This is a genomic window from Rhodococcus sp. NCIMB 12038, assembly GCF_002165735.1.
GTDB lineage: Bacteria > Actinomycetota > Actinomycetes > Mycobacteriales > Mycobacteriaceae > Rhodococcus_F.
Genome location: NZ_NHML01000011.1, coordinates 30,934 through 54,344, shown reverse-complemented (window position 1 = coordinate 54,344; position 23,411 = coordinate 30,934). Strand labels below are relative to the sequence as shown.

Genomic DNA, 23,411 nt, shown 5'->3' with positions numbered 1-23,411 from the left:
CGATACCACTGATCCTGCCACCCGAAGAACCGTTCCCCGACGACCACACCCGATCCGAGCCGCAGCGGACATACCGCTCGACACCTACCGAGCCCCCCGACTTCCCCGGCCAGTCATCGACCACCGAGAGCCGGACCCGCGAAGCACCCCCTCCGCCGACGTCGACAAACCCGACGCGTGTCCGGCTCCAGGAAAATCCCTGGTCAACCGACTCCACAATTTCTGCAGTCACGTCGCCCGTTAGGCTGCCGGGGTAGATGCCGAACGGGAGGTTCACGCGATCACGTCGTGGATCGGCGGTGCGGGCCACGCGAGGCGACCGTCGCGGATACTTGCGATCGTTGACGCGATCCAGTCCAATTCGGCCCGTGCCGTATGGAGTGCGTAATCCGCCTCGACGACGAACAGCGAAGGCGCTCCGTCGCCGAGTGCCCGGGTGAGCTTGTCCTGGTCGGATTCGATTCTCGCGGTGAGCCGTTGGGCGCGTTCGGTGAGCGCATCGACGGCGCCCTCGCGTCCCAGTGCGCCGAGATAGCTGATCGCGGCGAAGAACGGTGAGAACTCCCGTGCGGCGCTGCGGATCTGGACGTCCAGTCGGCTGACCAGTTCCGTGCGCCCGGCGTCGGTGAGGGCGTAGACGGTGCGGGCGGGCCGCCCTTCGCGTTGCGCGCGTTCGTGTTCCTCGATCCAGCCTGCCGCCGCGAGGGCGGCGACCACATTGTTCAGCGAGCCGCGGTTGAGCGGCCACTGCCCGGCCTCGCTGCGCTCGCGCAGCGTGACCTCCACCTGGTAGGGGTGCATCGGCGATTCGAGGAGCAGGCCGAGCACCGGCAGGACGAGGGGGTTGTCGAGCACGCGTCCAGGCATGGTCGAAATATACCAGTCTAAATAAACTATGACGAAGCACGCGGTTCGGACGGCACGACCTCGCCTTTGTCACGATTGGGTCACGGCCCGCTACGGTGGATCGTTGACCACGACGCCGATCATGAAAGAACAAATTCTTGTTACAGAGTGAATCGAAGTTCAGGGATTATCGTCTCCATGCCGTCGCGTTCCTCGTGGGCGTCCTCTCCGTGGGGGTGGTGGCCTACCGAGAGTTCGATGCGGCAACGGGCTACCTGATGGACCTCTCCGTGTTCCGCGACGCCGGCCACGCCTTCGTCAGCGGGCTGCCGCTCTACTCCGCGGACTTCCCGAGCAGTTCCGGGTTCAGGTTCATCTACGCACCGTTCGCCGCGATCCTCTTCGCGCCGATGGCGGAGATCGACCCCGCGGTCCTGCAGGCGCTGTGGTGCGCGCTCAACCTCGGGCTTGTGTGGTGGATGGTCAAGGTGGCGCTGTCGAAACTCGACGTCGGCCGCCCCGAACTTCTCGCTCTTCTGTGGATGGGGCCGGTACTGCTCCTCGAGCCGATGCGCTCGAACTTCGACTTCGGTCAGATCAACATCATCCTGATGGCGCTCGTGGTCGCCGACTGCACCGGGGTGATCCCGAAGAGGTTCCGCGGAATCGCGATCGGCCTCGCCGCGGCGATCAAGATTACTCCGGCAGCCTTCCTGCTCGTCCTGCTCGTCCGCCGCGACTTCCGCTCGATCGGACGGTCGCTCGCCACGATCCTCGTCACCGTCGGACTCGGCTTCTGGCTCCTGCCGCGGTCGTCGGTGTGGTTCTGGACCACCGAATTCTTCGCCACCGGCCGTGCGGGCGCGCCCGACTTCTTCCGCAACCAGGCCGTCACCGGCGTCATCGCGCGGCTCGGGGCGGAGGGCAGGATGGCCAGCATGCTCTGGGTGCTCAGCGCGGCCGTCATCGTCTCCGCCGCCGCGTGGTCGGCGTACCGGTTCACCCGGTCGGGTGAGCACCTGATCGCACTGTCTGTCGTGGCCCTGGCGTCGCTGCTCGCCGCGCCGTTCGCCGTCACCCACCACTGGGCGTACAGCATCCTGCTGATTCCGATCTTGATCGCACCGCAGTACCGCAGCTGGCGGCCGCTGATCGGCGCCGCGACGCTGATCTTCCTGATCGGCCCCAACTTCGTGCTGCAGTCGTCCTCGTCCGGCTGGGTGGAGGCCGCCGTCCGCGAGGTGATCGGCAGCTCGCAGTGCCTCGTCGCCCTGGTCCTGCTCGGCGCCGCCGTCGTGGCCGCGCGGTCGCGCACCCCGCTCCCGGACGTCGAGCCCGACGCCGTGCCTGCGGACGCCGACGCGGACGCCGATGCCCTGCAGCCTGCCCGCGGCTGACACCCGCTTTCCCGCCGGGCGAATGTACCTTCGGGCGCCTCGGCAACGCCGAGAGGTACATTCGCCCGGCGCCGACGAGCCGCGCGGAGGACCGGGCGGCGCTATCGTCGAGTCATGTGCCGAAACATCACCGAGCTGCGCGGACTCGAACCGGCGGCCACCGCGGAGGAGATCGAGGCGGCGGCGCGTCAATACGTCCGGAAGGTCAGCGGAATCCAGAAGCTCTCCGACGCCAACCGTGAACCGTTCGAGGAAGCGGTTGCAGTCGTCACCGAGGCCACCACGAAACTCCTCGCCGCACTGCCGGCGCGCAAGCAGCCACCGCAGACCGTGCCCCCGCTGCGACGGCCGGAGGTCCGGGCGCGCATCGCGGCGAAGGCCGCGTCATCCAGCTGAGCGCGGCGAAGGCCGCTTCTTCCTAGCCGGACGAACGGGACGCTCGTTGCGTCAGATCCAACGAGCGTCCCGTTCGTTGCGCTCGGGTTCAGGCTCAGGCGCGCAGGCCGCCGAGTGCGTCGATGCGTTTGATCGCGTCGGCGACGATGCCGTCGATGAGGTCCTTGCACGTGGGCAGGTCGTCGAGCAGTCCGACGACCTGACCGGAGGCGAGGACGCCGGCGTGGGTGTTGCCGTCGACGAGCCCGGCCTTGAGCAGCATCGGGGTGTTGGCGGCCATGATGATCTGCTGCCAGGTGCGGTCGCCGGACTTCTTCATGGCGAGACCGTCCTTGACGAGCGTCGACCATTTCATGCCGGTCATGGCCTTGAATTTCGACGCGTTGCGGGCGGCGGCGACGAGTCCGCGGACGTTGCCGGAGTGTTCGAGGCTGTCGACGAGTTCGGTGTTGAGGACCCGGTGGGGCATGCCGTCGACCTTGCGGGAGACGGTGGTGTCCTGCAGTCCGCGGGCGAGGTATTCCTGTTTGACGGAGTCGGGGACCGTCGATTCCTGGGTGAGCAGGAAGCGGGTGCCCATCGCGACGCCGGCGGCGCCGTACGCGAGGGCGGCGGCGAGTCCACGGCCGTCGTAAAAGCCGCCCGCGGCGACGACGGGAATGTCGACGGCGTCGAGCACCGACGGCAGCAGCAGGGTGGTGGCGACGGGACCGGTGTGACCGCCGCCCTCACCGCCCTGCACGATCACGGCATCGGCGCCCCAGGACGCCACCTTCTTCGCGTGTTTCGCGGCACCGATCGACGGAATGACCACCACCCCGGCGGCTTTCAGCTTCGCGATCAGTTCCTGCTTGGGGGCGAGAGCGAACGACGCGACGCGCACGTTCTCCCGGATGAGCAGGTCGATGCGTTGCCGGGCGTCGGTGGCGTCGGCGCGGATGTTCACGCCGAACGGCTTGTCGGTGAGTGTCTTCGTCTTCGTGATCGCGGCGGCGAGTTCCTCGTATGTCATCGTGGCCGACGCGAGGATGCCGAGACCGCCGGCGTTGGCGGTGCCCGCGACGAGTCGTGGTCCGGCGACCCAGCCCATTCCGGTCTGCACGACCGGGTGTTCGACACCGACCAGTTCGGTCAGTGCGGTGCGGAGCGTGCTCATACCGACACCTCCCGGTCGCGCAGGGTGCGGGGGTCGAGGACCTCGCGGATCAGCCGCAGTTCTTCCTCGGACGGGTCCCGGGTGACGGGTGCGTCGTCGAGACCGGCGACCTCGAACGAGGTGTTCTCGGCGACCTGTTCGGCGGTGACGCCGGGGTGCAGCGACAGCGCCCGGAACGTGTGTCCGGGTCCGCCGAAGTCGAAGACCCCGAGGTTGCTCACCACCCGGTGCAGGTGGTGGAACCGGTAGGCCGGATTGCCGGGGTCGATCTGGTCGTAGCCGACGCCGGAGACGATGTCGACCTTGTCGCAGAACACCCGCGACGTGTGCTTGCCCACCCAGTAGCTGGTGGGGTGGTTGATCGTGTTGCCGGGCGCGCCGCGGACGCCGAACATCTGCCGGGTCGGTTGCTGCAGCGGGCCGAACGCCGAGAGGTTCTGGTTACCGTGCCGGTCGATCTGGTTGGCGCCCATCACCACGTGGCGGCGACCGGACGCGACGACGTCGAACACCTTCCGGAACGGCATCCAGCCCTCGATCGGTGCCTTCGCGCCGACGGCGGGCGTGTCGGCGAAGATCAGCGCTTCGCCGTCGGTGATGAGCAGGTCGGGTTCGGTGGTCAGTCGTGCGAGGCGGGCGCCGATCAACGGTAGCGTCGCCATGGGGCTGGCCATGATCTCGCCTGCGCCGGAGAAGATCTCGGCGCACGCGATCGCGCAGTACTCTGCGCGGGTGACGTCGGTGGTCGTTTCGGTCATGCCTGGGACTCCTCTGCAAATCGCTTCACGGCCGCCTGGTAGTCGTCCTCGCTGCCGGACAGGTAGGTGTCGACGAACTGCTGCCATCCCTCGGGGGTCTTCGCGGATTCGGCGTAGTGGCGCTGGAACTTCTCGTCGCGGCCGTAGCTGTCGCCTGCGAGGGTGAAGTGGGCGCCGTTCGGTGCCTCGACGACGCCGTCGACCATCATGCGGTTGAGGATCAGGTTCTGCAGCGGAACGGTTTTCACCAGTTCCTCGGTCTCCACCACGCGTTCGACGGAGACGAACCGCTTCTCGGCGGCCGCGCAGTACAGGTCGTCGAAGTACGGGTCGACTCCGGTGTAGGCGGCGTTGCCGTGCTTGTCGCCCAGATTCAGATGCACCAGTGCCGCATCGAGATTCAGGGCCGGCATCGCGATCAGCGTCTCCGATTTTCCGGACGCGTCGGGGTAGGGGGAGGTGACGGTGCGTAGTTCGTCGCCCCAGAAGTTCCGGACGTCGGAGCCGAGTCCGGCGCGGATCGGCAGGAACGGCAACCGGGCGGCGGCGGCCTCGAGTCCGCACTTGACCATGCCCTCGTCCATCTCGCGAACCTCGATCTCGCCGCCGGTGCGTGCCTTCGCGAACCACGGGTCGTAGAACGGGGCCGAATCGAGGGACACGAAGCCGTAGTAGGCCTTCTTGACCTTGCCCGCCGAGCAGAGCAGCCCCAGGTCGGGACCGCCGTAGGTGACGACGGTGAGGTCGGTGACGTCCGAGCGCAGCAACGCCCGGACCAGCGCCATCGGCTTACGGCGCGAACCCCAGCCGCCGAGGCCGATGGTCATTCCGCTGCGCAGTTCCCCGACCGCGTCGTCGAGCGACATTCTCTTGTCGCGCTTGCTCGCCATCGATGTCAGCCTTTCCTGTTGTTCGAGTTGGAGCGGGGTTTGCCGGTTTCGACGAACTCGTCGCGGTGCTCGTCCGCGACGCCCGCCAGGTTGAGTTCGAAGGTGTAGCCCTGCTCGAGGCGGTAGCTGGTCTTGACGTCGACGGGGTCGATGCCGTTGATCGCCTCCTTGGCGCATCGGATGACCCGGGTGTCCTTGGCCGCGATCTTGGCGGCGATGTCGCGGGCGGTGTCGTCGAGTTTCTCGCGCGGCACCACCTCGTACACCGACCCGAAGTGCTGGAGTTGCTGGGCGGTGACGTTCTGCGCCGTGTAGTACAGGGTGCGCATCATGTGCTGGGGGACGAGCCGGGCGAGGTGGGTGGCGGCGCCGAGTGCCCCGCGGTCGACCTCGGGCAGTCCGAAGACGGCGTCGTCCGATGCCACGATCACGTCGGCGTTGCCGACCAGCCCGATGCCGCCGCCGACGCAGAACCCGTTGACCGCGACGACGACGGGCACGGCGCAGTCGTAGACGGCGGCGAACGCGGCCGCGCAGCCCCGGTTGGCGTCGACCAGCGCGCCGTACCCGTCGGTGGCCTGCATTTCCTTGATGTCGACGCCGGCGTTGAACCCGCGTCCCTCCGCTCGCAGGATCACCACATGGGTGTCCGGGTTCCGGCCCGCGTCGAGCACGGCGTCGGCCAGCTCGAACCAGCCCCGGGAGGGGATGGCGTTCACGGGCGGGTAGTCGACGGTGACCGTGGTGATGCCCCCCGGATCTGTCTCGCTCCGAATTCCCACTGCATTTCTCCTCGTCAGATCCACACTTCACGCACCAAGCAATTGCTTGGTAGGGTAGCACGATGGAAACAGGTTCCAACATGACCGGAAGTGTCGTGCTCGTGACCGGCGGAGTTCGCGGGGTGGGCGCGGGAATCAGCCGCACCTTCCTGCGGGCGGGTGCGACGGTGGTCGCCTGCGCTCGACGGCCGGGCGACGACCCCGTGGAGGTGGACGGACGCGCCGCCGAATTCCTGCCGTGCGACATCCGCGACCCGGAGCAGGTGCAGGGTCTCGTCGACCGGATCGTCGAGCGCCACGGCCGCCTCGACGTGCTGGTCAACAACGCAGGCGGGGCGCCGTTCGCCCTCGCGGCGGACGCGAGCCCGAAGTTCCACTCGAAGATCGTCGAGCTGAACCTCCTTGCCCCGCTGCTCGTCTCGCAGGTGGCGAATGCTCAGATGCAGACGCAGGATTCAGGTGGCGCGATCGTCAACATCTCCAGCGTCAGCGGATCGCGGCCCTCCCCCGGCACCGCGGCGTACGGGGCGGCGAAGGCCGGGGTCGACAGCCTCACCACCAGCCTGGCGGTCGAGTGGGCGCCGAAGGTGCGGGTCAACTCGGTGGTCGTCGGCCTGGTCCGCACCGAACTCGCGCACCTGCACTACGGGGACGAGGAGGGAATTGCGGCCGTCGGGAACACGGTCCCGCTGGGCCGGATGGCCTGCCCCGAGGACGTCGGCAACTGCGCGGTGTTCCTGGCTTCACCGTTGGCGGCGTACGTCAGCGGTTCGACACTGACCGTCCACGGCGGCGGGGAACGTCCCGCCTTCCTGGCGGCAGCAACGGTATCTACAGAGGAGAAGGCATGAGTGGAGTGGTCGACGGTCGCGTCGTCATCGTGACGGGCGCCGGGCGCGGAATCGGACGCGCCCACGCGCTGGCGTTCGCCGCCGAGGGGGCGAAGGTCGTGGTCAACGACATCGGGGCCGGGCTCGACGGTTCCGCGACCGGGGAGAGTCCCGCCGAGCAGGTGGTCGCGGAGATCGTGGCCGCGGGCGGCGAGGCCGTCGTCAACGGCGACGACGTCGCGGACTGGGCCGGGGCCGAGAACCTGATCCGGACGGCGATCGACACGTACGGCCGGCTCGACGTGCTGGTGAACAACGCCGGGTTCCTGCGCGACCGCATGCTCGTCGGAATGAGCGAGCAGGAGTGGGACGCCGTCGTGCGGGTGCATCTCAAGGGACATTTCGCGACGCTGCGGCACGCGGCCGCGTACTGGCGGGCCGAGGCGAAGGCGGGCAATCCGGTGGACGCCCGGATCGTCAACACCAGTTCCGGTGCCGGACTGCAGGGCTCGATCGGGCAGGGCAACTACGCCGCCGCGAAGGCGGGGATCGCCGAGCTGACAATCCAGGCGGCCGCGGAGTTGAGGAACTACGGCGTCACCGTCAACGCGATCGCACCCGCCGCCCGCACCCGGATGACGGTCGGCGTCGGCGGCGCGATGGCCGAGGCGATGGCCGCCCCCGAGGAGGGCTTCGACGCGATGGCGCCGGAGAACATCTCCCCGCTCGTCGTGTGGCTGGGCAGTGTGGAGTCGAAGGACGTGAGCGGGCGGGTATTCGAGGTCGAGGGCGGCAAGATCACTGTCGCCGAGGGCTGGCGGCACGGTCCCACCCAGGACAAGGGCGCGCGCTGGGAGCCGAAGGAGATCGGGCCCGTCGTCGCCGACCTGCTCGCGAAGGCGGAGGACCCGGTCCCGGTCTACGGCGCCTGAGCAGGTGAGTGGCGATGTGTGCTGGGGGACGCATTGCCGCTCACCTGGCCCACCTGCCCCGTGGACGAACGGGACGCCCGTTGCGTCAGATCCAACGAGCGTCCCGTTCGTCCGGCCGCCCGGAGAACTGGAGAGTTGTTTGGACACATTGATAAACAGGTGTCCAGAAGTTAGTGTGCATGAAGGAAATGGCTCTCGGCCAAGGAGAATTCGTGAAATTCGGCATAACGTTGTTTACGAGTGACCGCGGGATCGAGCCGGCCTCGGCCGCGAGGGGTGCAGAGGCCAATGGATTCGACTCGTTCTACGTGCCCGAGCACACGCACATTCCGGTGAAACGCGATGCGGCGCATCCGCAGACGGGCGACGCGTCGCTGCCCGACGACCGGTACATGCGCACCCTCGACCCGTGGGTGGCCCTCGCGACGGCGGCGGCGGTCACGGAGCGGATCGAACTGGGCACGTCGGTGGCGCTGCCCGTCGAGCACGATCCGATCACGCTGGCCAAGACGATCGCCTCGCTCGACCACCTCAGCGGCGGGCGGGTGATCCTCGGCGTCGGGTACGGGTGGAATCTGGACGAGCTCACCGACCACAACGTCCCGCCGGGGCGGCGCCGGACGATGCTGCGGGAATACCTCGCGGCGATGCGCGCGCTGTGGACACAGGACGAGGCGTCCTACGACGGCGAGTTCGTGAGCTTCGGTCCGAGCTGGGCGTGGCCCAAGCCGGTGCGGGTGCCGCCGGTGGTCGTCGGCGCCGCAGGCAACGACAAGAACTTCAAATGGATCGTGAAGTCCGCCGACGGCTGGATGACCACTCCGATCGAGCAGGACATCGACGACCGCGTCGCCGCGCTGCGACGGATGTGGCACGAGGCCGGCAGGGACGGCGAACCGCGGATCGTCGTGCTCGACGGCAAGCCGGACGTCGACAAGTTGCGTCGCTGGAAGGACCTCGGCGTCACCGAAGTGGTGTACGGAGTGCCCGACCGCAGCGAGGAGGAGGTCCTCGCCTACCTCGGACGGCTGGCGGGAAAACTCGAGGGATTGCGCGAGTCGACCGCGGTGGGGTGAGTGAGTGCGGTTGGATGGAACGAGGACACACTCGGGTAAGAACGTGTTCTAGTATTGCTTGCCAGTTGCTCGAGGAGAGGCCGAAGTCCGTGCGCATCGCACTCTTGTCGTACCGAAGCAAGCCCCACTGCGGTGGGCAGGGTGTGTACGTCCGCCATCTCAGCCGTGAGCTTGTCGAACTCGGCCATCAGGTGGAGGTGTTCTCGGGCCAGCCGTACCCGGACGTCGACCCCCGGGTGACGCTGACGAAGGTCCCCAGCCTCGACCTGTACCGCGAGCCGGATCCGTTCAGAACGCCGCACCCGCGCGAGTTCCGCGATGACGTCGACGTGCTCGAGGTCGCGACCATGTGGACGGCCGGTTTCCCGGAGCCGCTCACGTTCAGCCTCCGGGCAGCCCGACTGCTGAAGGAGCGCGCCGACGAGTTCGACGTGGTGCACGACAACCAGTGCCTCGGCTACGGGCTGCTGCAACTCCAGAGGGCCGGGCTCCCCGTCGTCGCCACCATCCACCACCCGATCACCCGCGACCGCGAACTGGATCTCGCGTCGGCGAAGTGGTGGCGCAAGGTGACGGTCCGCCGCTGGTACGGCTTCCTGCGCATGCAGAAGCGGGTGGCGCGCGCCATCCCCGCGCTGCTGACGGTGTCGCAGTCGTCCGCCGACGACATCAGTGCCGCGTTCGACGTTCGCGCCGCGAACCTGCGGACCATCCCGCTGGGTGTGGACACCGAGGTCTTCCGACCCCCGTCCGCCGCGCGGGTGCCGGGCCGCATCGTGTGCATCGCCAGCGCCGACATGCCGCTGAAGGGGGTGTCGACGCTCCTCGAGGCGGTCGCGAAGGCGCACACCGAGCGCGCCGTCGAACTGGTGCTGGTCACCAAGCTGGCACCCGGCGGCGTCACGGAGAAGCTCATCGAGGATCTGGCCATCGGCGACGTCGTCCGCACCGTGTCGGGCATCGACGACAGCGAACTGGCGGCGCTGCTGGCGTCGGCCGACGTCGCGTGCGTCCCGTCGCTGTACGAAGGTTTCTCGCTGCCCGCCGTCGAGGCGATGGCGTGCGGTACCCCACTGGTCGCGAGCCGTGCAGGTGCCATTCCCGAGGTGATCGGAACGGACGAGGAGGCGGGGGTGCTGGTGACGCCCGGCGACCCGCAGGAACTCGCGGACGTGCTGGGCGCGTTGCTCGACGACCCGCAGCGCCGCGCCCGGCTGGGGGACGGTGGCCGCCGCCGCGTGCTCGAGCGCTACAGCTGGGCCGCAGTGGCCGCGACAACCGCGCAGACCTATGCCGAAGCGATAGCGCAGACCCGTCAAGGAGGCCGATCGTGCTGACAGTGGACTTCGACCGGCTGGGTGTGAAGCCCAGCGACAAGGTGATCGACATCGGGGCGGGTGCCGGACGGCACTCGTTCGAGCTGTATCGACGCGGCGCCGACGTCATCGCCTTCGACCAGAACGCCGACGAACTCGCGGACGTCGAGAAGATGTTCGTGGCGATGGCCGAGGTCGGTGAGGTACCCGCAGGCGCCTCTGCGCGGGTGGAGGTCGGCGACGCGCTGAATCTGCCGTACGAGGATGCGACGTTCGACGTCGTCCTCATCTCCGAGGTGCTCGAACACGTTCCCCGCGACGGCCGCGCCATCGCCGAGCTGACCCGCATCCTCAAGCCGGGTGGTGTTGCAGCGGTGACGGTTCCGCGGTGGCTGCCGGAGAAGATCTGCTGGGCGCTGTCCGACGCGTACCACGAGGTGGAGGGCGGCCACGTCCGCATCTACCGCGCCGACGAACTGGCGGAAAAGCTTACCGCCGCCGGGCTGGAGGTCCGGGGCCGGGACCACGCGCACGCCCTGCATTCCCCGTACTGGTGGCTCAAATGTGCGGTGGGGGTGGAGAACAACGACAATCCCCTCGCGAAGGCCTACCACCAGGTTCTGGTGTGGGACATGATGAAAGCGCCCTGGCTGACACGCACCGCGGAGAAGGTTCTCAACCCGGTGGTCGGCAAGAGCGTCGTGTTCTACCTCGAGAAGCCGAGGGAACCGAGCGTGGTGAAGGCGCCGCGGTGAGAGCCGTCGGCGTCCCGTCGGTGCCGAACGTGCTGTCGGAGAGCCAGGTCAGGCAGACGGCACGGTCGATCGCGGCAGCGCAGGAGTCGTCGGGGGCGCTGCCGTGGTTCGCCGGCGGGCACACCGACCCGTGGGATCACGTCGAATCCGCCATGGCCCTCTCGGCGGCCGGGCTGCTCGACGAGGCGGAGGGTGCGTACGAGTGGTCGCGGCGCACGCAGCGACCGGACGGTTCGTGGCCGATGAAGTTCCGCGACGGAACCGTCGAAAATCACGATTCCGACAGCAACTTCTGCGCGTATCTCGCGGTGGGGGTGTGGCACCACTACCTGATCACCGGTGACCGGAACTTCGTCGACAGGCTATGGCCGTCGGTGCAGGGCGGCCTCGACCTGGTCGTCGACATGCAGGCGCTCAGCGGCGAAATCTGGTGGGCCCGCGGCGAGAACGGCCAGGACTGCACCGAGGCGCTGCTGACCGGGAACTCCAGCATTCACCACAGCCTGCACTGCGGTCTCCTGCTCGCCCGGTTGGTCGACGACCCGCAGCCGGAATGGGAGTTCGCGAAATACACACTCGGCCACGCGATCAGGCAGCACCCGGAGTCGTTCGCGATCAAGGACGAATACTCCATGGACTGGTACTACCCGATCCTCGGGGGCGCCGTCCGCGGTGAGACCGCATCGGACCGCATCGATTCGCGGTGGGACGACTTCGTGGTCGAGGGACTCGGCATCCGCTGCGTGGACCACCGGCCGTGGGTGACCGGCGCCGAAACGTGCGAGCTGGTACTGGCGCTCGACGCGATGGGGGAGCACACCCGCGCGCTCGCGCAGTTCACCGCCATGCAGCATCTGCGGGACCCGGACGGCTCGTATTGGACCGGTCTCGTCTACAGCGACGGCAAGCGGTGGCCGGTCGAGCAGACCACGTGGACGGGCGGGGCGATGATCCTCGCCGCGGACGCGTTGTCCCGCACCACTCCCGGACACGGAATCTTCCGGGACGCGGCGCTGCCCGTGGGACTACCGATCGGCCTCGACCGGTGCGGCGACTACTGTCAGGCCAGCGGTTCGCCGGTCTGACCGCCCACCCGCTCGAGGACGCGCAGTGACCCGGTGACGGACGTTTCCTTGAATTGTCTTGTCGCCAGTGCTCGTTCGTAGATCTCGAACGGCGGTCGCCCACCGTCGGCGGGGTTCGGGAACACATCGTGGATCACCAGGGCGCCGCCCACGGTCACCCACGGCGCCCACCCCTCGAGATCCGCCGACGCCGCTTCCGACGTGTGCCCGCCGTCGATGAACACGAAGTTCACGGGGGTGCGCCAGAACGTCGCCACCGTCGACGACCGGCCCAGCACCGCCACCACGTACTCCTCGAGCCCCGAATCGGCCATCGTGTGCCGGAACCGCCCGACCGTGTCGAGCAGTCCGGTGTGCGGGTCGACGAACGCCGGTTCGTGATACTCCCAGCCCGGCTGGTGCTCCTCGGAACCGTGATGGTGGTCGACGGTGACGACGCGGGCGCCGCGCGCCCTCGCCGCCGCCCCGAGATAGATCGTCGAGCGGCCGCAGTACGTGCCGATCTCGACGCCCACCCCGCCGGGAGTCAGGTACTGCATCGCGGCCTCGTGCAGGGCCGTCCCCTCGTCCTCCGGCATGAAGCCGGGGACGGAGTCGGCGAGTCGAAGTAGCTCTGGTGTCAGATGTTCGGTGCTCATGTGGCCTCTGCGTCCGGGGCGGCCGCTCTGGCCGCTTTCTTCCGCTTGTGTAGCACTCCGCCGATCATCGCGTCGAGTTTCGTCCCCAACGGCCAGCCCACGTAGTGGCACAGGAACAGGGCGATCTCGCGGAGTTGGTCCTCGTCCAGTTCCTCGTTGTGCAGGGCCGCGCCCACCTGGATCTCGGCGACGTCGACGAGTCCCTGCGCGGTGAGCGCCCCGAGCAGCAGAAGCCGGCGGTCGCGGATGCTCAGCCCGGGCCGCGACCAGATGTCGGCGAACAGGTGGTCGGCGGTGACGGCGAAATGCGCGCCGGGGCCGTCCTGCATCTCGAATCCGTAGACCTTCTCCATCATGGCCAGGCCGCGGGTGCGGGTGTCGTCGGTCATGGCTGCTCCTCCTCGTTCTTGTCCACGGTGCTGTCGACGCCGAGTCCCGGACCGAGACCCGACAGCGCGAGGTGCGCGAGTGGCAGCGCGACGTCGAGTCGGGCGCCGAGCCCGATCGCCAGCGACAGGTCCTTCTCCCCGAGGTCCCGGACGTGGGACATGATCGGGTACCAGTTGTCGTCCTCGTCGAGCGCGTCGGTGGTGTCGCGGAGCATGATCGCGCCGGCGCCACCGGTGATCGCGTCGGTGTGGCGGACCACCTTGCCGAGTTCGGTGATGTCGAGTCCAGCGGCCTCGGCGAGTCGCTGCGCCTCGGCGGCGGCGGTGAACGAGACGAAGTGCAGCAGGTTCCGGGCCAGCTTCATCCGGGTGCCCGCGCCCACGTCGCCGGCGTGCACGACCAGTTCGGCCCAGTGCCCGAACGGTTCCCGGACCTTCTCGAACGCGTCGTCGCTCGCCCCGACCATCACCGCCAGCTTCCCCTGGTGCGCCCCAGGGGCGCCGCCGCTGACGGGTGCGTCGATCAGGTCGACGCCGTGCGCCCGGCACCGGTCGGCGAGTTCGACGGCGGTGACGTCGCTGATGGTGGAGTGCACCGCCACGACCGTGCCCGGTCGCGCGGTGTCGAGCAGTTCGGTGACCACCGCGCGGACCTGTTCGTCGTTCAGCACGGTCACCGAGATGACGTCCGCGTTCGACGCGACCTCCCGCGGATTCGTCGTGATCTTCGCGCCCGCCTTGCCGAACGGTTCCAGCGCCTCCGGCCGGGTGTCGCACACGACGAGTGTGCCCGGCCGGTCGAGCAGCCGCTTCGCCATCGGCGCACCCATGTTGCCGAGCCCGATGTAGCCGACGGACACCTGTTCTGTCGTGGTCATCGGAAGATCTGTCCGCCGTCGACGTTGAAAATCTGCCCGGTGATCCAGCTGGCCTCGTCGGAGAGGAGGAACAGGCAGGCGCCGACGAGGTCGTCGGGGGTGCCCATTCGTTTGAGCGGCAACGTCTTCACCATGTCTGCCACCATATTTCCCGGCGTCACGGTGCGGGTGGCTTCGGTGTCGATCGGCCCGGGCGCGATGGCGTTGACCCGGATGTTCATGCCGCCCACCTCGTGAGCCAGTTGCTGGGTGAGGCCGTTGATCCCGACTTTCGCGAGGCCGTAGAAGCCGGAGTACAGCCACGCCGCCGTCGACGACTGATTAACGATGGAGCCGCCCCCGCGTTCGTTCATCGCCGGCCACACGGCGCGCGTCACGTTGAGGGCGCCGTCGAAATTCACGGCCATGAACTTCTTGTAGTAGTCCCACGGCACCGTGATCAGCAGGTCGAGTTTCATGCCGCCGTAGATCGCGGCGTTGTTCACCAGATGATCGATGCCGCCGAACTTCTCGACGGTGAACGCCGCGAGTTCCTGTGCCGAGGCCTCGTCGGCGACGTCGACGTCCTTGAACACCGCGATCCCGCCGTCGGTACAGATCTGCTTGGCCACGGTCTCGCCGAGTTCCGCGTTGAGGTCGGCCACCACCACGTTGGCGCCCTCGCGGGCGAGGGCGCGCGCGTACCCCTCGCCGATGCCCTGTGCGGCGCCGGTGACGATGGCCGTCTTACCGTCGAAACGTCCCATATCGATTGACTCCCTGCACTATCGGGCCGGCTCGCCGGCGTATTATCGGGCCGGCTCCGCGACCAGCTTGGTTTCCAGGTATTCCTCGAAACCGGCCACACCCATCTCGCGGCCGATCCCGGACTGCTTGTAACCGCCGAACGGGGCGTCGGCGGAATACCAGACGCCGCCGTTGACGCTGAGCGTCCCGGTGCGCACGCCCTCGACCACGCGCTGCACCCGTGGGGGATCCGTGCCCCACACCGACCCGGACAGCCCGTACGGCGAGTCGTTGGCGATGCTGATCGCGTCCTCGTCACCGTCGTGCGGAATGATCACCAGCACCGGTCCGAAGATTTCTTCCCGTGCCACCCTCGCGGTGTTGTCGAGGCCGCTGATCAGGGTGGGTTCGACGAAGAATCCGCGCTCCCGATCGGCGGGGCGTCCGCCGCCGACCACGATCGTGCCGCCCTCTTCCCGGGCGAGTCGCAGGTATTCCTCGACCCGGGCGCGTTGCCGGGCGGAAATGAGTGGCCCGCAGATGGTGCCGGGTTTCGTGGGATCGCCCGCGCTCAGTCCGCCGAGTGTGCGGGCGGTGGCCTCGACTGCCTCGTCGTACTTCTCACGGGGCACCAGCAACCGGGTGGTGATGGCGCAACCCTGCCCCGCATGGGTGGACACGGTGAACGCGGCGATCCCGCACGCCCCGGCGAGGTCGGCGTCGTCGAGCACGATGAACGCGGATTTGCCGCCGAGTTCGAGGAAGACCTTCTTCAACGACTGGGACGCCGCCGCCATGACGGCCTTCCCCGTCGTGGTCGAACCGGTGAACGACACGAGGTCGACGTGGGGGTCGGTTGCGAGTTGCGCGCCGAGGGCATGGTCGCTCGACGTGACGATGTTGACGACGCCCGCCGGGAGATCGGTCTCCTCCGCGATGAGATGCCCGACGAGGGCAGCGCACCAGGGGGTGTCGGGGGCCGGTTTGAGCACTACCGTGTTGCCGGCCGCCAGCGCGGGGCCGATCTTGGCGAAGTTGATCTGGTGTGGGAAGTTCCACGGCGTGATGGCCCCGATCACCCCGACGGCCTCCTTGAGGACGCGTCGGCGGGTCTTGATGCCCATCGGTTCGGCGACGCCCAGATCCTGTTCCCAGGCATAGCTTTCGGCGAGGTCGGCGAAATAGCCGAGGTCGGCCACCGGGCCCTCGAGTTGCGGTCCGCTGGTGAGGAAGGCGGGCGCGCCGACCTCCGCGATGGTGAGCTCGCGCAGTTCCTCGATGTGGGACTCCAGTACTTCGCGCAGCTGTCGCAGGCAGCGGGCGCGGAAGGCGTGGTCGCGGGACCACGTGGTGTGGTCGAATGCTCGCCGGGCCGCGGCGATCGCGGCGTCCATGTCGGACTCGGTCGCGTCGGCGGCCCGTCCCAGCACTTCCTCGGTGGCCGGGTTGATCACCTCGAACGTGCCGCCGGAACCGGGAATCAGTTTGCCGTCGATCAGGAGAGCAGAGCTGTCGGTGGGGCGCAGAGTCATGGATTTTCGCTTCCGAGTCGGGTGAGTGTCACAGCGATCTCTGAAAACTGGACATGTGTCTGGACTATAGTTTGAACAACTGGATGCCGCAATGACGAGTTCCCGGGATTTCGCCCGAGCCGACAGCCGGGGCTCTGCCCGCCGCGCGGTGCGGGGCGCGTTGCTCGGGCCGATTGGTGGTGACGGGGGTCTGCACGCGGGAAGGTCCTTCGACGCGCAGGGTGAGGCCGTCGGGGAGATCTCACAGTTCGACGTTGGTCTCAGGTGGTCTGTCGAGGGCTACCGTTTCGCGCCCGTCGTCATCCGGGGATGCAGGTCGTGGGCGGCGCAACAACCGTTGCGGACGAGGACGAACAGCGTCGGCGCTGTCACGGGGTTCGTCCGGGTGGCCGCGATCGCAGCTTGCATGACCGAGTGTTCGTGCCCCACGGTAATGCGGTCTCGTCGCCGGGCATCGACGAATGTGGGACGTTCGCTTCGGCGACCAATTGGCGCCGCTCGGTGTCGCTTGTGCGCCCCGACCTCGACGCTTTCGTCAGCGCTTAGCGCCGACGCGAGGCATTGGGTCTGTACGACGCATCGTTTGAAGATCTCTTTCGCGACCCGCACCCTTCGCATGCGCGCTGCGAGGCGCTCTCCTTCGCGAGGAAAGAACAGATCGGGGTCCAAGAACCGGCAGAGTCCACTGGTCTGCCAGTCCCAGTCTTCGATGGTCGGCCTGATGTGCCTGGAAGGCCGTGACGTCGGCATGGTTCGACGGTTTCGTGGGTGAGGCTCCGCCCCGCCCGGTGTCCGCATTCGGCGGTGCGGCGACCCGCTACGGATGACGCATGGTCGAAGCCCGCGACAACGTGGCGGGGGACGGCGACCGATCATCGAGGAGCTCGGCGAGTATGTGTGGACGAACCGTGGTCCGATATGTGCTTCGCACAGGAGTTCGGTGAACCGCTCGTCGCTCGTGAGAGACGGCGGATGACCTTCATCCGCGGACTTCTCGCAGGGCGGGGGTCGTGTCGAACTCGGCGCGTGCGAGGGAGCGGCGGTGGACCTGGTCGGGACCGTCGGCGATCTGCAGGAACCGGGCCTGGGAGTACAGCATCGCCAGCGGGGTGTCCTGGGACAGGCCGGCGCCGCCGAAGATCTGGATGGCGTTGTCGACGATCGTTTTGACGGTCTGCGGGACCAGCACCTTTGCGGCGGCGACGTCGTGGCGGGCGGCCTTCGCCCCCTCGGTGTCCATTCGCCACGCAGCCCGCAGCACGATCAGGCGTGCCGCATCGACCGCGATCCGCGCATCTGCCACGGTGGCCTGCACGACACCCTCGTCGGCGAGTGGACGACCGAACGCGATCCGGGTGCGTGCCCGCGTGGTCATCAGTGCGATCGCGCGTTCGGCCATCCCGATCAGTCGCATGCAGTGGTGGATCCGACCCGGGCCGAGCCGGGCCTGTGCCACCGCGAACCCCCTGCCGCGTGGGCCGAGGAGGTTCGCCTTCGGTACCCGCACTCCGTCGTAGACGATCTCACCGTGGCCACCCTCATGCCGGTCGTCGAATCCGAGCACCGATGTGGACCGCTGGACTGCGACACCGGTCGTGTCCATCGGCACCAGCACAATGGAGTGTCGGGATCCGACCGAGGCATCGGGATCGGTCACACCCATCACCATCGCGACCCGGTTGTCGTCCCGCAGCGCCGCGGTGGTCCACCATTTGCGGCCGGTCAGTATCCAATGGTCGTCGTCCTCGGCGATCTCGAGTCGCACGTTGTTCGCATCCGAACTCGCCACGTCCGGTTCGGTCATCGAGAAGCAGGACCGGATCTCGCCGTCCAGCAAGGGACGCAACCACTGCTGCTTCTGTTCTTCCGTGCCGAACCGGTCGAGTAGTTCCATGTTGCCGGTGTCCGGTGCGTTGCAGTTGAGCGCCTCCGGCGCCAGCGCAGGGCTCCACCCAGTCAGCTCGGCGAGTGGTGCGTACTCGAGATTGGCCAACCCTGCACCGGCTTCGGTGTGGGCCGGCAGGAACAGATTCCACAGGCCCTGTCGCTTCGCGGACGCCTTCAGGTCGGCCATGATCGGCGGCGCACCCCACCAGTTCGGTTTGCTCGCCAACTGCTCGGCCGCGATCTTCTCTGCGGGTAGCACCCGCTCCTGCATGAACGCCGTCAGCCGTGACTGCAGCTCCCGCACCTTCGGACTGTACTCGAAATCCATTCTGGTCTACTCCTGTTGGAGGCTGGGATGTCAGCGACGAAGTTCGGACAGGGAAGATGCGGCTGCGACATCGAGCGCACGGTCGAGCAGCACGGCAGACATGTCTGCGACTCCGTCGAATCCGTCTCCGACGGTGTCCCCGTTGGCGTGCCGGGCCGCGATGCCCTCCATGATGACGGCCAGCTTGAAGTCGGCGAACACGACATACCAGTCCATGTTCGGCAGGTCGATTCCCCGCGCCGACGCGTACCGCTCGAGCATCTCACTGCGTGAGGGGAACCCGTCCAGGGTCGCTAGTCCACGTGTGATCGGGTTCGGTGTCTGCCCGGGCATGTCCCAGAACCCGAGCATGATGCCCACATCGGCCAGCGTGTCGCCGAGGGTGGCCATCTCCCAGTCCAGGACCGACACGATCCGCGCCCGGTCATCCGGGGCGACCAGCACGTTGTCCAGCTTCACGTCGCCGTGCACGATCCCCGGGAACCGGCTGCGCGGAAGCGCACAGCGCAGCTTGTCGAGCAGCATGGTCACTTCAGGGCGGTCAACGATGCGGGAGGCGTCCCACTGCTGTGACCATCGGAGCAGCTGCCGTTCCAGATAGCCGTCGGGCCGCCCGAACCCGCCGAGACCGATGGCCGACGGGGCAATGTCGTGTAGTGCCGCAAGGGTATCCGCCAGGTCGAATCCGAGGTGCCGGCGCTCGTCCACGTCGAGCGCGGACGCCTGTTCCAACGTGCCGACGGGAATGCCCTCGACCAGTTCCATCAGGTAGAACGGGGCTCCGAGAACGGACGTGTCCTCGCACAGGTGCACGGCGCGCGGCACGGGCACCGCCGTCGCGCCCAGTGCATCGATCACGGTGTATTCCCGTTTCATGTCGTGCGCGCTCGGCAGCACATGCCCGTACGGAGGTCGTCGGATTACCCATGACTGTGCTCCATCGAAGAGGTGATAGGTGGGGTTCGAGCGACCACCGCCGATCAGGGATGAAGCCAGATCCCCGGCTAGTCCGTCGGGAAGTGCGTTTCCGAGATAGTCGGTCAGAGCGCCGAGATTGAGGTCGGTGGTCGTTCCCGCCGGGTTCGCGGACATGAGGCCGTTCCTTTCGTCAATGAGGTGACAGTGTTTCTGCGGCGGTGAGGTCCTCGGCTGCGCCCCAGGAAAACTCGACGACGGTGTCCGTCTCGCCGGTGCGGGGCACCGCCCCGACGCACTGGTGAGTCGGCCGCCTTATCGGGGGCGACCGGCCCGTCCTGTCTGTTCTATTGAGCGGCCTTCGTGCCGGCGAGGATACGAGCGGGGTTGGTCACCATGATCTGGTGCACGGTGTCGTCGTCGACTCCGAGTTCACGCAGGGCAGGGATGACGTTGTCCGAGATGTTGGTGTTGTTCCAGTTCGGGACGGTGCTTGCCCGCCACGCCGCCGACCGGTTCACGGTGAACAGCGGCGCATCGTGCGAGATGGTCAGCTTTTCGGCGTAACCGAGCTTGCAGAGCTCCGCGACGATCTCGGTTCGCTTGGTGTCGACGAGCAGGTTCTCGAGACCGAACCTGTCCAACCCGATGGTGGACCCGTTGTCCATCAGGGTACGGAGGTATCCGATATCGGTCGAATCGCCGCAGTGGCCGATGACGACGTTCTCGAGCGGCACGCCGGCCTTCTTGAAGAATTCCTGCTGGAGCAGGCCAGTTTTCAGTGCCGCGTTGGTGTGGGTCATGATCGTCGCACCGGTCTCCTGGTGTGCGATCGCGGCGGCGTTCATGACGCGTTCGACATCGGGGGTGATGCCCGGTGTGTCCGTGACGACCTTGAGCACCGCAGCCTTGACCCCGGTGTCGGCGATTCCGACGGTGAGGTCGTCGATGAACATCTTCACCAGGGGTTCAGGTCCGTCGATCATCAGACCCGGGCCATTGTTGTGAAAGAACATCGGCAGGTCCTTGGCTGTGTAGAACCCGGTTGCTGCGATGATGTTGACGTCGGTTTGCGCAGCGATCCGCTGAATTCGGGGGATGTAACGCCCGAGGCCCATCACTGTCAGGTCGACGAACGTCCGGATACCACGGTCGTAGAGGGCGGCGAGGGTGTTGACCGCCTTCTCGACCATGGCCTCTTCGTCCCAGTCCGGGTTCGGGTAATTCGCTTCGAGTTCCGGATTCTTGACGAAGAAGTGCTCGTGCACCAGCGTGGGGCCGAGATCTTCCACGAGAACGGGACCCTCGAGGGTTTCGACGGTTGTCATGTGACTCTCCAATCGGTATGTGCATTGGTATTGGTGAAGGCTGAACTATTTCGCGGTAAGGGTGAAGTACGGGATCGCGACACCGTCGTGTTCTCCGAAGTGCACATCCACCTCGGCGTCGATGGTCAACTCGTCGAGTGCAGACCTGAGCCCTGCGATCATCCTCGGGCCTTCCGCCAGTTCGATGACCGCGACGGCGTACGGCACCAGATCGTCGAAGGTGGGATGGAATGATCGGTGGTAGACGACCCAGCTGACGAGCTCTCCCTTCCCCGCTGAGTCGGCCCACTCGCCGGCCCGCTGAAGACAGGCCGGGCACTCCTCACGGGCAGGTAACCAATTGTGCCCACACTCGGTGCAGTGCTGATAGCGCAGTCGAGCGTCCGCCACGCCGTCCCAGAACGGCCGGTTCAGATCGGTGACTTCGGGTGTGAGTGCACTCATGACTGCCCCAGCACCAGAGTCGAGTGCGTGTGCATAATTCCTCCTTGATTGGCCACGGCGCAGACCCGCGCATCGCGGACTTGGTTGGTCGAGGTTCCCCGGATCTGCCGAACACCCTCGATGACCAGCTGCATCCCGGGCATGCCTGTCTCGGAGAGCAGACCACCGGAGGTGTTCACTGGCAGCTCCCCACCGATCTCGATGCAGCCGTCCTCGACGAACTTCCCACCTTCACCCTTGGCGCAGAACCCGTAGTCCTCCAGCGTCATGAGCGCGGTGATCGTGAAGCAGTCGTAGACCTGCGCCGTGTCGACATCGGCGGGCCGAACACCGGCCATGGCGAAGGCGGTCTTCGCCGACACCGCCGCAGCGGTCTCGGTCAGGGTGGGTCGCTGAGCCACTTCCCACGACGTTTGTCCTTGGCCAAAGCCGAGGATCGAGACCGGGTGCGATACCCCGATCGTCTCGGCGCGCCGACGGCTCATGACGATGACGGCGGCACCTCCGTCCGAGATCAGGCAGCAATCGGCGCGCTTGAGCGGATCGACCACCCACGGCGAGTCCATGTACTCGTCCAGGGTGAGGGGGGCCTGCAGTTGGGCGGCGGGGTTGTCGGCTCCATGCCTGCGGCAGGCCTTGGCCACCGCCCCGAGCTGCTCATGGGTGGTCCCGAATTCCTCCATGTGACGACGGGCGATCATCGCGTACCCGGCCGGTGTACCGAACCATCCGTGAATGGCGTCCTCGCCCCAGGCCCGTTCATAGGCCTGTCGGCTGCCGGACTTAGGGTTGTCCGCGGTGGTGACCAGGGCGATCTCGCATTGGCCGTGTTCGATGGCCATGGCGGCGAAGGAGATCATGGAGATGTTCGTGGCACCGCCCTGGTCCCACACGCCGCCGATACGAGGCTGGATTCCAAGGACTTCGGCGATCGTCTGCCCGTACATCGGTCGGTGACCGGATGTCGGGTACTTGACGAACAGGCCGTCGATCTCCTCCTTGGCGATCCCCGCGTCGGCGATCGCCATTCTTGCCGCTTCGGCGGTGAGCGAGTCCGTCCCGCGGCCCGGCAGCCGTCCCGCGGAAGTCTGCCCGAATCCTGCGATTACCGTGTTGCCGCGCATTGCGGGTCCTCCTGGGTGTCGTGCACGTTGACCGTTGCCACTGCCTTGCCGCGGATGCGTCCGCGCGAGAGTTCGTCGAGTGCACGGGGAATCTCGTCAAACTCGAAAGTGGCACCGATGTGCGGGTTCACGGCTCCGGCGTCGATGAGGTCGGCGAGAGTCCGGCTCTGCGCGCTCATGAGGGACGAGTCGATGCCCAGGAACGCGCCGAACGCAGCACCCACGATGCCGATGTTGCGCAGTAGCAGCCGGTTCACGGCGACCTTCGGGATCGACCCTGCGGCGAATCCGATCACGGCGAGTCGGCCCTCCGGTGCCAGTGCCCGGATCGCTTCGTCGAAGATCCAGTCACCGACCGGATCGAGTACGACATCTACACCTCGACCGTCGGTGAGCTCACGGACCGCCGCTGCGAATCCCTCCTCCAGCACCAGCGCCTTCGCGCTGGGCAGCGCACCCAGTGCGGTGTCCACCTGGTCGGTCGAGGCGACTCCGGCGATCACCGTGCTCGCGCCCAACCCCTGGGCGACCTGCAATGCGGCAGTGCCGATGCCGCCACCGGCTCCGAGAACCAGCACCGATTCCCCCGGCCTCATCACGGCCCTTCGCTGCAGGGCGAACAGCACCGTGTGGTAGTTGACCACCGTCGCGGCCGCCGCGATCAGTGACATCGAGTCCGGAACCCTCATCAGATGGTTGGCCGGCACCGCGGTGTACTCGGCGTATCCGCCCTGCCACACGAAGGCCGCGACGCGATCTCCGACCGAGAAGCCCGAGCCCTCGTATGTTTGTTCGACGGTGCCGGCGATCTCGCATCCCGGAACCACGGGCAGCGGTGGCTTCAGCTGGTAGTTGCCCTGGGTCAGGAGCAGGTCGGGATAGTTGATGCCGACGCTGTGGACTCGGACGAGGACGTGGCCGTCGGCGAGGTCGCTGATCTCCGCGTCGTCAAGCTGCAGTCCGGACGGACCCGAATAGCTTTTCAGTGCAAGTGTTTTCATGG

At 67.3% G+C, this 23,411-nt stretch carries 25 protein-coding genes and 1 pseudogene; 8 read left to right on the top strand and 18 right to left on the bottom strand.

Annotation, left to right across the window (positions count from 1 at the left end):
- Window positions 1–273 precede the first annotated feature (273 nt).
- Window positions 274–867: a PadR family transcriptional regulator gene (locus CA951_RS18015; RefSeq protein WP_087558149.1), complete on the bottom strand. Its 594-nt coding sequence runs from the start codon at window positions 865–867 to the stop codon at window positions 274–276.
- A gap of 137 nt (window positions 868–1,004) precedes the next feature.
- Between CA951_RS18015 and CA951_RS18010 the strand changes: the two genes are divergently transcribed.
- On the top strand, window positions 1,005–2,243 hold the full coding sequence (locus CA951_RS18010) for a glycosyltransferase family 87 protein (RefSeq protein WP_087558148.1): 1,239 nt from the start codon (window positions 1,005–1,007) through the stop codon (window positions 2,241–2,243).
- 114 nt (window positions 2,244–2,357) lie between these two features.
- Entirely contained in the window at window positions 2,358–2,639 is a 282-nt protein-coding gene (locus CA951_RS18005) for a DUF2277 domain-containing protein (protein ID WP_072938852.1), read from the top strand.
- 94 nt (window positions 2,640–2,733) lie between these two features.
- On the opposite strand, the gene ipdC is transcribed toward CA951_RS18005, so the two are convergent.
- Genes ipdC through echA20 form a run of 4 tightly spaced genes read right to left on the bottom strand, consistent with a single transcriptional unit; the run spans window position 2,734 to window position 6,225 of the window.
- Window positions 2,734–3,795, bottom strand: a complete 1,062-nt coding sequence (gene ipdC / locus CA951_RS18000) for a (3aS,4S,5R,7aS)-5-hydroxy-7a-methyl-1-oxo-octahydro-1H-indene-4-carboxyl-CoA dehydrogenase (protein ID WP_087558147.1) — start codon at window positions 3,793–3,795, stop codon at window positions 2,734–2,736.
- Entirely contained in the window at window positions 3,792–4,553 is a 762-nt protein-coding gene (ipdB, locus tag CA951_RS17995) for a cholesterol ring-cleaving hydrolase subunit IpdB (protein ID WP_087558146.1), read from the bottom strand. Before ipdB ends, ipdC begins: the two co-directional genes overlap by 4 nt.
- Window positions 4,550–5,443 (bottom strand): cholesterol ring-cleaving hydrolase subunit IpdA, encoded by an 894-nt coding sequence (gene ipdA, locus CA951_RS17990; RefSeq protein WP_087558145.1) that lies wholly within the window; start codon window positions 5,441–5,443, stop codon window positions 4,550–4,552. The genes ipdB and ipdA overlap by 4 nt, the downstream gene beginning before the upstream one ends.
- Window positions 5,444–5,448: 5 nt before the next feature.
- A complete protein-coding gene (gene echA20 / locus CA951_RS17985; protein ID WP_087558144.1) occupies window positions 5,449–6,225 on the bottom strand; it encodes a (7aS)-7a-methyl-1,5-dioxo-2,3,5,6,7,7a-hexahydro-1H-indene-carboxyl-CoA hydrolase in 777 nt (258 codons plus the stop codon).
- Between the two features lie 80 nt (window positions 6,226–6,305).
- Here echA20 and CA951_RS17980 point away from each other — a divergent pair, with 80 nt between their 5' ends.
- The 6 genes from CA951_RS17980 to CA951_RS17955 all read left to right on the top strand — a co-directional run bounded on the left by CA951_RS17980 (window position 6,306) and on the right by CA951_RS17955 (window position 12,219).
- Window positions 6,306–7,076, top strand: coding sequence for an SDR family oxidoreductase (locus CA951_RS17980; RefSeq protein ID WP_373413930.1), 771 nt, complete (start codon window positions 6,306–6,308; stop codon window positions 7,074–7,076).
- Window positions 7,073–7,987, top strand: a complete 915-nt coding sequence (locus CA951_RS17975; RefSeq protein WP_087558142.1) for an SDR family oxidoreductase — start codon at window positions 7,073–7,075, stop codon at window positions 7,985–7,987. Before CA951_RS17980 ends, CA951_RS17975 begins: the two co-directional genes overlap by 4 nt.
- 212 nt (window positions 7,988–8,199) lie before the next feature.
- Entirely contained in the window at window positions 8,200–9,063 is an 864-nt protein-coding gene (locus tag CA951_RS17970) for an LLM class F420-dependent oxidoreductase (protein ID WP_087558336.1), read from the top strand.
- Between the two features lie 89 nt (window positions 9,064–9,152).
- On the top strand, window positions 9,153–10,400 hold the full coding sequence (locus CA951_RS17965; protein ID WP_087558141.1) for a glycosyltransferase family 4 protein: 1,248 nt from the start codon (window positions 9,153–9,155) through the stop codon (window positions 10,398–10,400).
- Window positions 10,394–11,134 carry a class I SAM-dependent methyltransferase gene (locus CA951_RS17960; RefSeq protein WP_087558140.1) on the top strand — a complete coding sequence of 247 codons (741 nt, stop codon included), beginning with the start codon at window positions 10,394–10,396 and terminating at the stop codon, window positions 11,132–11,134. The genes CA951_RS17965 and CA951_RS17960 overlap by 7 nt, the downstream gene beginning before the upstream one ends.
- A complete protein-coding gene (locus CA951_RS17955; protein ID WP_087558139.1) occupies window positions 11,131–12,219 on the top strand; it encodes a prenyltransferase in 1,089 nt (362 codons plus the stop codon). The genes CA951_RS17960 and CA951_RS17955 overlap by 4 nt, the downstream gene beginning before the upstream one ends.
- On the opposite strand, the gene CA951_RS17950 is transcribed toward CA951_RS17955, so the two are convergent.
- The 13 genes and pseudogenes from CA951_RS17950 to CA951_RS17895 all read right to left on the bottom strand — a co-directional run bounded on the left by CA951_RS17950 (window position 12,195) and on the right by CA951_RS17895 (window position 23,409).
- Window positions 12,195–12,857 (bottom strand): class I SAM-dependent methyltransferase, encoded by a 663-nt coding sequence (locus tag CA951_RS17950; RefSeq protein ID WP_087558138.1) that lies wholly within the window; start codon window positions 12,855–12,857, stop codon window positions 12,195–12,197. The two genes, CA951_RS17955 and CA951_RS17950, sit on opposite strands and share 25 nt — an antisense overlap.
- The gene (locus tag CA951_RS17945; protein WP_087558137.1) at window positions 12,854–13,246 is read right to left on the bottom strand and encodes a carboxymuconolactone decarboxylase family protein; all 393 of its coding nucleotides are present in this window, start codon (window positions 13,244–13,246) and stop codon (window positions 12,854–12,856) included. Before CA951_RS17945 ends, CA951_RS17950 begins: the two co-directional genes overlap by 4 nt.
- A complete protein-coding gene (locus CA951_RS17940) occupies window positions 13,243–14,124 on the bottom strand; it encodes an NAD(P)-dependent oxidoreductase (protein WP_087558136.1) in 882 nt (293 codons plus the stop codon). Before CA951_RS17940 ends, CA951_RS17945 begins: the two co-directional genes overlap by 4 nt.
- The gene (locus CA951_RS17935; protein ID WP_087558135.1) at window positions 14,121–14,870 is read right to left on the bottom strand and encodes an SDR family oxidoreductase; all 750 of its coding nucleotides are present in this window, start codon (window positions 14,868–14,870) and stop codon (window positions 14,121–14,123) included. The genes CA951_RS17940 and CA951_RS17935 overlap by 4 nt, the downstream gene beginning before the upstream one ends.
- 42 nt (window positions 14,871–14,912) lie before the next feature.
- Window positions 14,913–16,382, bottom strand: coding sequence for an aldehyde dehydrogenase (locus tag CA951_RS17930; RefSeq protein ID WP_087558134.1), 1,470 nt, complete (start codon window positions 16,380–16,382; stop codon window positions 14,913–14,915).
- 279 nt (window positions 16,383–16,661) lie between these two features.
- On the bottom strand, window positions 16,662–16,790 hold the full coding sequence (locus tag CA951_RS44315) for a hypothetical protein (protein WP_256973932.1): 129 nt from the start codon (window positions 16,788–16,790) through the stop codon (window positions 16,662–16,664).
- Window positions 16,791–16,919: 129 nt separating this feature from the next.
- A pseudogene (locus tag CA951_RS45110) lies at window positions 16,920–17,132 on the bottom strand (WhiB family transcriptional regulator); the annotation flags it as partial.
- 229 nt (window positions 17,133–17,361) lie between these two features.
- Complete coding sequence (locus tag CA951_RS17920; protein ID WP_087558132.1) at window positions 17,362–18,597, bottom strand: acyl-CoA dehydrogenase family protein; 1,236 nt, start codon at window positions 18,595–18,597, stop codon at window positions 17,362–17,364.
- Between the two features lie 30 nt (window positions 18,598–18,627).
- Window positions 18,628–19,689, bottom strand: a complete 1,062-nt coding sequence (locus tag CA951_RS17915) for a phosphotransferase family protein (RefSeq protein WP_087558131.1) — start codon at window positions 19,687–19,689, stop codon at window positions 18,628–18,630.
- A gap of 170 nt (window positions 19,690–19,859) precedes the next feature.
- Window positions 19,860–20,840: a phosphotriesterase gene (locus CA951_RS17910; RefSeq protein WP_087558130.1), complete on the bottom strand. Its 981-nt coding sequence runs from the start codon at window positions 20,838–20,840 to the stop codon at window positions 19,860–19,862.
- A gap of 45 nt (window positions 20,841–20,885) precedes the next feature.
- Window positions 20,886–21,284: a Zn-ribbon domain-containing OB-fold protein gene (locus CA951_RS17905; RefSeq protein WP_087558129.1), complete on the bottom strand. Its 399-nt coding sequence runs from the start codon at window positions 21,282–21,284 to the stop codon at window positions 20,886–20,888.
- A complete protein-coding gene (locus CA951_RS17900; RefSeq protein WP_087558128.1) occupies window positions 21,281–22,408 on the bottom strand; it encodes a thiolase family protein in 1,128 nt (375 codons plus the stop codon). Before CA951_RS17900 ends, CA951_RS17905 begins: the two co-directional genes overlap by 4 nt.
- Window positions 22,390–23,409: an NADPH:quinone oxidoreductase family protein gene (locus tag CA951_RS17895; RefSeq protein WP_087558127.1), complete on the bottom strand. Its 1,020-nt coding sequence runs from the start codon at window positions 23,407–23,409 to the stop codon at window positions 22,390–22,392. Before CA951_RS17895 ends, CA951_RS17900 begins: the two co-directional genes overlap by 19 nt.
- Window positions 23,410–23,411: the final 2 nt, after the last annotated feature.

Bases quoted from the DNA above. Each gene is read 5' to 3' on its own strand.
- CA951_RS17930 (WP_087558134.1), bottom strand. From the start codon at position 16,382: ATGACTCTGCGCCCCACCGACAGCTCTGCTCTCCTGATCGACGGCAAA.
- CA951_RS17910 (WP_087558130.1), bottom strand. From the start codon at position 20,840: ATGACAACCGTCGAAACCCTCGAGGGTCCCGTTCTCGTGGAAGATCTC.
- CA951_RS17915 (WP_087558131.1), bottom strand. From the start codon at position 19,689: ATGTCCGCGAACCCGGCGGGAACGACCACCGACCTCAATCTCGGCGCT.
- CA951_RS18015 (WP_087558149.1), bottom strand. From the start codon at position 867: ATGCCTGGACGCGTGCTCGACAACCCCCTCGTCCTGCCGGTGCTCGGC.
- CA951_RS17935 (WP_087558135.1), bottom strand. From the start codon at position 14,870: ATGGGACGTTTCGACGGTAAGACGGCCATCGTCACCGGCGCCGCACAG.
- CA951_RS44315 (WP_256973932.1), bottom strand. From the start codon at position 16,790: ATGCAAGCTGCGATCGCGGCCACCCGGACGAACCCCGTGACAGCGCCG.
- CA951_RS17900 (WP_087558128.1), bottom strand. From the start codon at position 22,408: ATGCGCGGCAACACGGTAATCGCAGGATTCGGGCAGACTTCCGCGGGA.
- ipdB (WP_087558146.1), bottom strand. From the start codon at position 4,553: ATGACCGAAACGACCACCGACGTCACCCGCGCAGAGTACTGCGCGATC.
- CA951_RS17980 (WP_373413930.1), top strand. From the start codon at position 6,306: ATGACCGGAAGTGTCGTGCTCGTGACCGGCGGAGTTCGCGGGGTGGGC.
- CA951_RS17950 (WP_087558138.1), bottom strand. From the start codon at position 12,857: ATGAGCACCGAACATCTGACACCAGAGCTACTTCGACTCGCCGACTCC.
- CA951_RS17905 (WP_087558129.1), bottom strand. From the start codon at position 21,284: ATGAGTGCACTCACACCCGAAGTCACCGATCTGAACCGGCCGTTCTGG.
- CA951_RS17975 (WP_087558142.1), top strand. From the start codon at position 7,073: ATGAGTGGAGTGGTCGACGGTCGCGTCGTCATCGTGACGGGCGCCGGG.
- CA951_RS17945 (WP_087558137.1), bottom strand. From the start codon at position 13,246: ATGACCGACGACACCCGCACCCGCGGCCTGGCCATGATGGAGAAGGTC.
- CA951_RS17920 (WP_087558132.1), bottom strand. From the start codon at position 18,597: ATGGATTTCGAGTACAGTCCGAAGGTGCGGGAGCTGCAGTCACGGCTG.
- CA951_RS18005 (WP_072938852.1), top strand. From the start codon at position 2,358: ATGTGCCGAAACATCACCGAGCTGCGCGGACTCGAACCGGCGGCCACC.
- CA951_RS17895 (WP_087558127.1), bottom strand. From the start codon at position 23,409: ATGAAAACACTTGCACTGAAAAGCTATTCGGGTCCGTCCGGACTGCAG.
- ipdC (WP_087558147.1), bottom strand. From the start codon at position 3,795: ATGAGCACGCTCCGCACCGCACTGACCGAACTGGTCGGTGTCGAACAC.
- ipdA (WP_087558145.1), bottom strand. From the start codon at position 5,443: ATGGCGAGCAAGCGCGACAAGAGAATGTCGCTCGACGACGCGGTCGGG.
- CA951_RS17940 (WP_087558136.1), bottom strand. From the start codon at position 14,124: ATGACCACGACAGAACAGGTGTCCGTCGGCTACATCGGGCTCGGCAAC.